Below are 6,703 nucleotides of genomic sequence, written 5' to 3' on the forward strand. Positions count from 1 at the left end.
ATATAACAAACGTGAAGAAATAGGAGATGGAAGACATGAAACAAGTGAAAATAATTACAGCCCAAGAAGCAGCTCAGCTCGTCAAAGACGGTGACGTCGTCACGACGAACGGGTTCGTCGGTTCCGGCCAGCCGGAAGCCCTGACCAGCGCACTGGAAGAACGCTTCCTCAATACGGGTTCGCCGAGAGATTTGACGCTCATCTATGCCGCTTCCCAAGGGAATACGGATGGCCGCGGTGGCGACCACTTCGCCCATGAAGGCATGCTGAAAAAAGCGATCCTCGGCCACTGGAATGCCGTTACAGCGCTGCAGAAACTGGTCAATGAAAATAAAATCCAGGCCTACAACCTGCCGCAGGGCACGCTGTCCCAGTATTTCCGTGACGTCGCAGCCCATCGCTTAGGCACGATTACCCACGTCGGCCTCGATACCTTTGCGGACCCCCGCATCAGCGGCGGCCGCCTCAATGACGTCACGAAAGAAGACTTCGTCAAAGTCATCAACATCGAAGGCCATGACCAGCTCTTCTATCCGCGCATGGATATGAATATCGGCTTCATCCGCGGGACTTATGCCGATGAATGGGGCAACGTCGTCCTGACCAAGGAAGTATCGCCTTTCGATGCGACACCGCTGGCACAGGCTGTCCACAACAGCGGCGGCATCGTCGTCGTCCAGGTCGAAAAGATCGTCAAAGGCGGTACGCTCGACCCGAAACTGGTCAAAGTACCGGGTATCTATGTCGACTACGTCGTCCAGGTCGATGACGAAACGAAACGGCAGCAGTCCTTCGATTGCGAATACGATCCGTCCCTGACCGGTGAAACGACGATTCCTGTCAAAGCCCTGGATCCGGCTCCGCTCAATGCCAAGAAAGTCATTGCCCGCCGGGCCGCCCTCTTACTCCTCCATATGAGCAATGAAGCCGTCATCAACTTGGGTATCGGCATTCCGGAACTCGTCTCGTCGGTTGCCAACGAAGAAGGTATCGGTGACAGCCTGACTATGACCGTCGAAGCCGGGGCTATCGGCGGTGTGCCTCTCGGCGGCGTCCGCTTCGGGGCTTCTGTCAATGCCGAAGCCTATATGGACCAGGCCACACAGTTCGACTTCTACGATGGCGGCGGCCTGGACCTGACCTGCCTGGGCCTGGCCGAATGCGATAAAGAAGGCAATATCAACGTATCTAAGTTCGGTACGCGCATTGCCGGCTGCGGCGGCTTCGTCAACATCACTCAGAATACCAAGAATGTCGTCTTCTGCGGGACCTTTACGACAGGGAAACTCCGCGAAGAAATCAAAGACGGCGAACTGCATATCCTGCAGGAAGGGAAAGTCAAAAAATTCGTCCCCGAAGTCGGCCACATCACCTTCAGCGGCAACTATGCCCGGAAACATAAACAGCATGTCCTCTACATCACGGAACGGGCTGTCTTTGAAATGAAAGAAGACGGCGTCCACCTGACCGAAATCGCACCGGGCATCGACCTCCAGAAAGACGTCCTCGACCAGATGGGCTTCACGCCGATCATCGACGAAGTCAAAGTCATGCCGGCCTTCCTCTTTGAAGATAAGCCCATGGGCTTGAAAAAGATGAAAGAAGAAATGAATAAATAATAGTTTGTAGTACAGAGTTTGTAGTTTGCAGAAAGGCTCCCCTGATAGGGGAGCTGGCCGCCGAAGGCGGTCTGAGAGGTTTTGACACAGCCGCGGACTACGCTATGAGTTGCGGACTGTAAAGAAAAAGAGGCTGTCGTATTTGCGACAAGCCTCTTTTTTTGATTGTAGGGGCTCGCACGTGGCGAGCCCGTCAGGTATATGTTATGATGCCTGTGACCGATTTGCATGGGCGGGCGCCCCACGTGGGCGCCCCTACAGAAAAAGAGGCTGCCTTAATAGGACAGCCTCTTTTTCACTTCGATAAGGACAGGGTCCGTTCAATGAGCGGTTTATAGGTTTCGTATTTCTTCTTCAAGGCTTCTAAGTCATACTGGCGGTAGGACGGCTGGTTCTTCATGTTCTGGAAGGCATTGAGCAGGATGGAATGGAGCCGGTTGCTGCTGATGACGTAGAACGAATCGGCGTCATTGTGGATGTTCCGCTTGTTCTTTTTCAGGAAGCCCGTCTTATAGTTGGAATAGAACGACAGGTCTTTGCCGGTGTACATGTCGTCGCTGACCGTTGGCAAAAGGACGCCGGTCGTTAAGTGCGGATTCTTTTCCAGGCCTTCGAAAATACTTTTGATATGTTCTTTCCGTTCTTCCGCTGTCAGACGGTATTCGATATCGGTCAGGTAGATATAGCCCGATTCGACGTAGCGCAATAGCGATGTCGTCGGCATGATGAACGTGATTTCCGAGGCATTGAGGATTTCTTCCCACGTGACGCAGAGGCGCTGGATGGCAAAGGCCTGTTCCGGTGATACGCCTTCGCTGATGTGGTCGAAGACTTCGTGAGGCAGGAGGAATTCAAAGCCGATGGTCAAGTAGAAGAAGAATTTCGTCGTCGCATAGAAAGCCGTGCGATAGCCGAGTTCTTCCAGCCCCAGGGAGCTGACCGTCGACATGAGCGGTTTCTTTTCGGCACCGTTGAAACTGAATTTTTCATAAATATCGCCGACTAACGATTCATCGAAGATATAGGTGCACAACTTGAAATGGGGCTGTGTGTCCAGTGCATACTGGACGACAAAAGAACCTTTGAGGATGATGAGGTTGGCATTCGATGTATCTTTGATGTCGTAAAAAACGAAGTCGATATCCAAAAAATTATCGAGCGTGCGATAGACGTTGAGCAGGTCGTCGAAGTTGTTTTCGATTTTGTCCAGGTCCAGGCCGACGCGGATGGTCAGCTTATGCTGCAATTTCAGGCCATCGAAATACTTCCAGAATCCCGTTTTGTATAAGGTGCAAAATTCGCCTAAGACCAGTAGTTCCCCGTCGGTCTCTAAACTCTGGATCCCCTTTTGCAATACATCGGATAAGAAGTCTGACGTATCGTGATGGCCTGTGATGACCTGGATGGACGGGCGGTTCTCCTTGCCTTTGGGGGCACGATTCTGGTTCAGCGTCGTCCGATAGGCGGCGCAGAGGTACTGGCCGATTTCAAAGCCCAAGTCGTCCGTGCTTTCGGAAATAGGGAAGGTTTTAAAGAACTTGGCCTCTTTCTTCTGCTTAGTGATCAGTTCGGCAAAGTATTGCCCCATTTCTTCATTGATTCGTTCGACATAACGGGAAGACGGTAATTTCGTGCCGTTGCTCCACTTATTGACATAGGATACGTCATAACCGACGACATCGGCCAGGGAGATGAACTTGGCCTGTGTAAATGTAATGAGCCGTTTTAGCGTTGAAGCGTAACCATCTGAAATCACGTTGTAACCTCCTTCGATACGAAATTAGCATATTTTTCATGTGGCATACCTATAGTTTTTAATCTATATGAAATATATTCATTATCCGTATAAATTTAATTCAATCAAGCACGTACATTTTATCACATGCATTGGTGAATCACAACGATTTTGACAAAAAAATTCACATGGACTTAATTCTATGCAAAAAAGGGCAAGCCTTTCCTGTTTTGTTCCAACTTGGTCATTTGTATACTGTAGTCACAAGGTTGGTTCAAGGCAAGGCCAATCAATAAGACATAGTTAAATAATTTTATAACTATAGTAGGAGGTTTTTCACATGGCTTACAAGAATATTAAATTCGTCAACGAAGATGGTATCGGTATTTTAACGATCAGCCGCCCGAAGGCTCTCAACGCATTGAACACGGAAACAGTTACGGAACTGAATGACTGCGTTGGCAAAATCGAAGCTGACGAATCGGTAAAAGTTGTCATCATCACGGGCGAAGGCGCTAAATCCTTCGTAGCTGGCGCTGACATCGTTGAAATGTCCACCAAGAACCCTGTCGAAGGCCGTAAATTCGGTAAGATTTCCCAGGATACGTTCACTCGCATCGAAAACCTGCCCCAGCCGGTCATCGCTGCTGTCAACGGCTACGCTCTCGGCGGCGGCTGCGAACTCGCCTGCGCTTGCGACTTCCGTTATGCTTCTGAAAACGCTAAATTCGGTCAGCCTGAAGTTGGCCTTGGCATCACACCGGGCTTCGGCGGCACTCAGCGTCTCCCCCGTGTCGTAGGCCGCGGCTATGGCAAAGAAATGATTTTCCGTGCCAACATGATCGACGCTCAGGAAGCTCATCGCATCGGCCTGGTCAACAAAGTTGTTCCTCAGGCAGAATTGATGGACGCCTGCAAAAAGGTAGCGAAAGAAATCATGGGCAACGCTCCGATCGCTGTACAGCTCGCTAAGACGGCTATCAACCGTGGCATCAACTGTGACGTCGTTACAGGTATCGCTTACGAAGACGAAGTATTCGCCCTCTGCTTCTCCACGGCAGACCAGAAGGAAGGCATGGACGCATTCGTCAACAAACGCGCTAAACACTTCCAGGGCAAATAATAGAGCCAGTGCTTGATTGTTAGAAGGAGGGGCTTCGCATGGCAGCTGAACACTTCATGCGACAGTCCCTTTCCTATAAACCTTTAGTATGGAATAAGAATTATTTTTAGGAGGAACAATAACCATGGATTTTAAACTCAGCGAAATGCAGCAGGACATTGCAAAATTGGCAAAAGACTTTGCTGAAAAAGAATTGGCACCGACTGTCAAAGAACGTGACGAAAAAGAAGTATTTGACCGCGCTATCCTCGACAAAATGGGTACTCTCGGCCTTCTCGGCATCCCCTGGGAAGAAGAAAACGGCGGCGTAGGTGCTGACTTCCTCAGCCTGGCTGTCGCTTGCGAAGAAGTCGCTAAAGTCGACCCGTCCATCGCCCTCAGCTTCGAAGTACACACCATGCTCTGCTCCTGGCCAATCTGGAAATTTGGCACAGCGGAACAGAAAGCTAAATTCCTCAAACCCCTCGCAGAAGGCACAAAACTCGGCGCTTTCGGCCTCACGGAACCGAACGCTGGTACCGACGCTTTGAACGGCTCCACCGTCGCTACGAAAAACGAAGATGGCAGCTACACCCTGAACGGCTCCAAAGTATTCAACACCAACGGCGGCGAAGCTGACGTTACCGTCGTATTCGCTTCCACGGACAAATCCAAAGGCGCTAAAGGCATGAGCGCTTTCATCCTCGAAAAAGGCATGGAAGGCTTCACCTATGGCAAAGAAGAAGTTAAAATGGGTATCCGCGCTTCCGTACAGCGTGAACTCGTATTCCAGAACGTAAAAGTTCCGGCTGAAAACCTCCTCGGCAAAGAAGGCGAAGGCTTCAAGATCGCTATGATGACCCTCGACGGCGGCCGCGTTGGCGTCGGCGCACAGGCTCTCGGCATTGCTGAAGGCGCTTATAACGCAGCTGTTCAGTATGCAAAAGAACGTACGCAGTTCGGCAAACCGATCGCTAAATTCCAGGCTATCGGCTTCATGCTCGCTGACATGAAACTCAAGATTGAAACGGCCCGCCTCGCTGTCTACCAGGCAGCCTGGAAGATGGCTCAGCCCGACGTTAAATCCTACTCCGTCGACGCAGCTATCGCTAAGAAATATGCTTCTGACATCGCTATGCAGGTCACCACCGATGCTGTCCAGGTATTCGGCGGCTATGGCTTCACTCGCGAATATCCGGTTGAACGCTACATGCGCGATGCTAAGATCACTCAGATCTACGAAGGTACCAACCAGGTACAGCAGATGGTCATTTCCGGTGCTATCCTCCGATAAGCCGGTCCATCATCTTTCTTCCTGAAGTACATATAATAGAATAATAAGTATATGAGATGACGCTCCAAAGAAAGGGACCTCACATGAAACTTCCGCCCATCATGTGAGGTCCTTTTCTCGTGCTTTTACAAATAAAGAATAATTATTTGTTGATTATTTCTTGACAAAAACGGCTAAATCATGTAAGATATAGACATAACAAAGAACCAATATCAATTAAAAGTACAAAAGATTTCATTACCACCTATGAATGACCAATAAGATAATATATATCCTTATATAGAGGACTTGAGTTTTTTAGAGGAGGAGTTATCATGAAAGACGTAAAATTCTATCAGCTCGAAGGTAAAAACGTATTGGCTTTGCTCAGCGGCAGCGTAGAAGGCGCTGAACCCATTGCCGTCGGTTCCGTTGATGCCGCTAAAGAAAAACACATCCCCGTCGTAAAACGCGTCGGTGATACACTGGAAGTCACAGTCGGCTCTGTAACTCATCCAATGCTGGAAGAACACCATATCGAATGGATCGCTTTGGCAACAGACGATAAACTGGAAGTCAAATTCCTCAAACCCGGTGAAGAACCGAAAGCCGTATTCGCAGCCGTCGACTCCGGCGTCGTATACGAATCGTGCAATCTCCACGGCATCTGGAAAGCTGAATTTTAAAGGATGAAAAAAGGGGCTGTCTTCGATGACAGCCCCTTTTTTCGCAGGCCGCAGGCCGGAGCTCATCGCCGATGGCGATGTCGTTCGTCGTAGGCCGTTCATCGTTCGTCGACGACGAATCAGGTGCGGCGTCCCGCCGCGACAGATTCAAATTGACAACATTGCCTCGAGTAACCCTCGGCTCGTAAAAAAACGCCCCGACCGGGGCTATCCTTTAACCTCTCAGACCGCCTTTGGCGGCCAGCTCCCCTATGAAGGGAGCCTTGAGCGGCCCGCCGCGAACAGTTG

Annotated in this window: 5 protein-coding genes; 4 read left to right on the plus strand and 1 reads right to left on the minus strand. The window is 50.2% G+C overall.

Annotation, left to right across the window (positions count from 1 at the left end; translation table 11 throughout):
- Positions 1–35: 35 nt before the first annotated feature.
- Positions 36–1,619, plus strand: coding sequence for an acyl CoA:acetate/3-ketoacid CoA transferase (locus ACE418_RS11780; protein WP_416450780.1), 1,584 nt, complete (start codon positions 36–38; stop codon positions 1,617–1,619).
- Between the two features lie 295 nt (positions 1,620–1,914).
- On the opposite strand, the gene ACE418_RS11785 is transcribed toward ACE418_RS11780, so the two are convergent.
- Positions 1,915–3,375 (minus strand): hypothetical protein, encoded by a 1,461-nt coding sequence (locus ACE418_RS11785; RefSeq protein ID WP_416450781.1) that lies wholly within the window; start codon positions 3,373–3,375, stop codon positions 1,915–1,917.
- 319 nt (positions 3,376–3,694) lie between these two features.
- Between ACE418_RS11785 and ACE418_RS11790 the strand changes: the two genes are divergently transcribed.
- From ACE418_RS11790 to ACE418_RS11800, 3 genes are all read left to right on the plus strand, one after another.
- Entirely contained in the window at positions 3,695–4,477 is a 783-nt protein-coding gene (locus ACE418_RS11790; protein ID WP_416450782.1) for an enoyl-CoA hydratase-related protein, read from the plus strand.
- A gap of 124 nt (positions 4,478–4,601) precedes the next feature.
- The gene (locus ACE418_RS11795) at positions 4,602–5,750 is read left to right on the plus strand and encodes an acyl-CoA dehydrogenase (protein ID WP_416450783.1); all 1,149 of its coding nucleotides are present in this window, start codon (positions 4,602–4,604) and stop codon (positions 5,748–5,750) included.
- 314 nt (positions 5,751–6,064) lie between these two features.
- The gene (locus ACE418_RS11800; RefSeq protein WP_292297809.1) at positions 6,065–6,415 is read left to right on the plus strand and encodes a desulfoferrodoxin family protein; all 351 of its coding nucleotides are present in this window, start codon (positions 6,065–6,067) and stop codon (positions 6,413–6,415) included.
- Positions 6,416–6,703 lie beyond the last annotated feature (288 nt).

Source organism: Megasphaera jansseni (assembly GCF_047974155.1).
GTDB lineage: Bacteria > Bacillota > Negativicutes > Veillonellales > Megasphaeraceae > Megasphaera.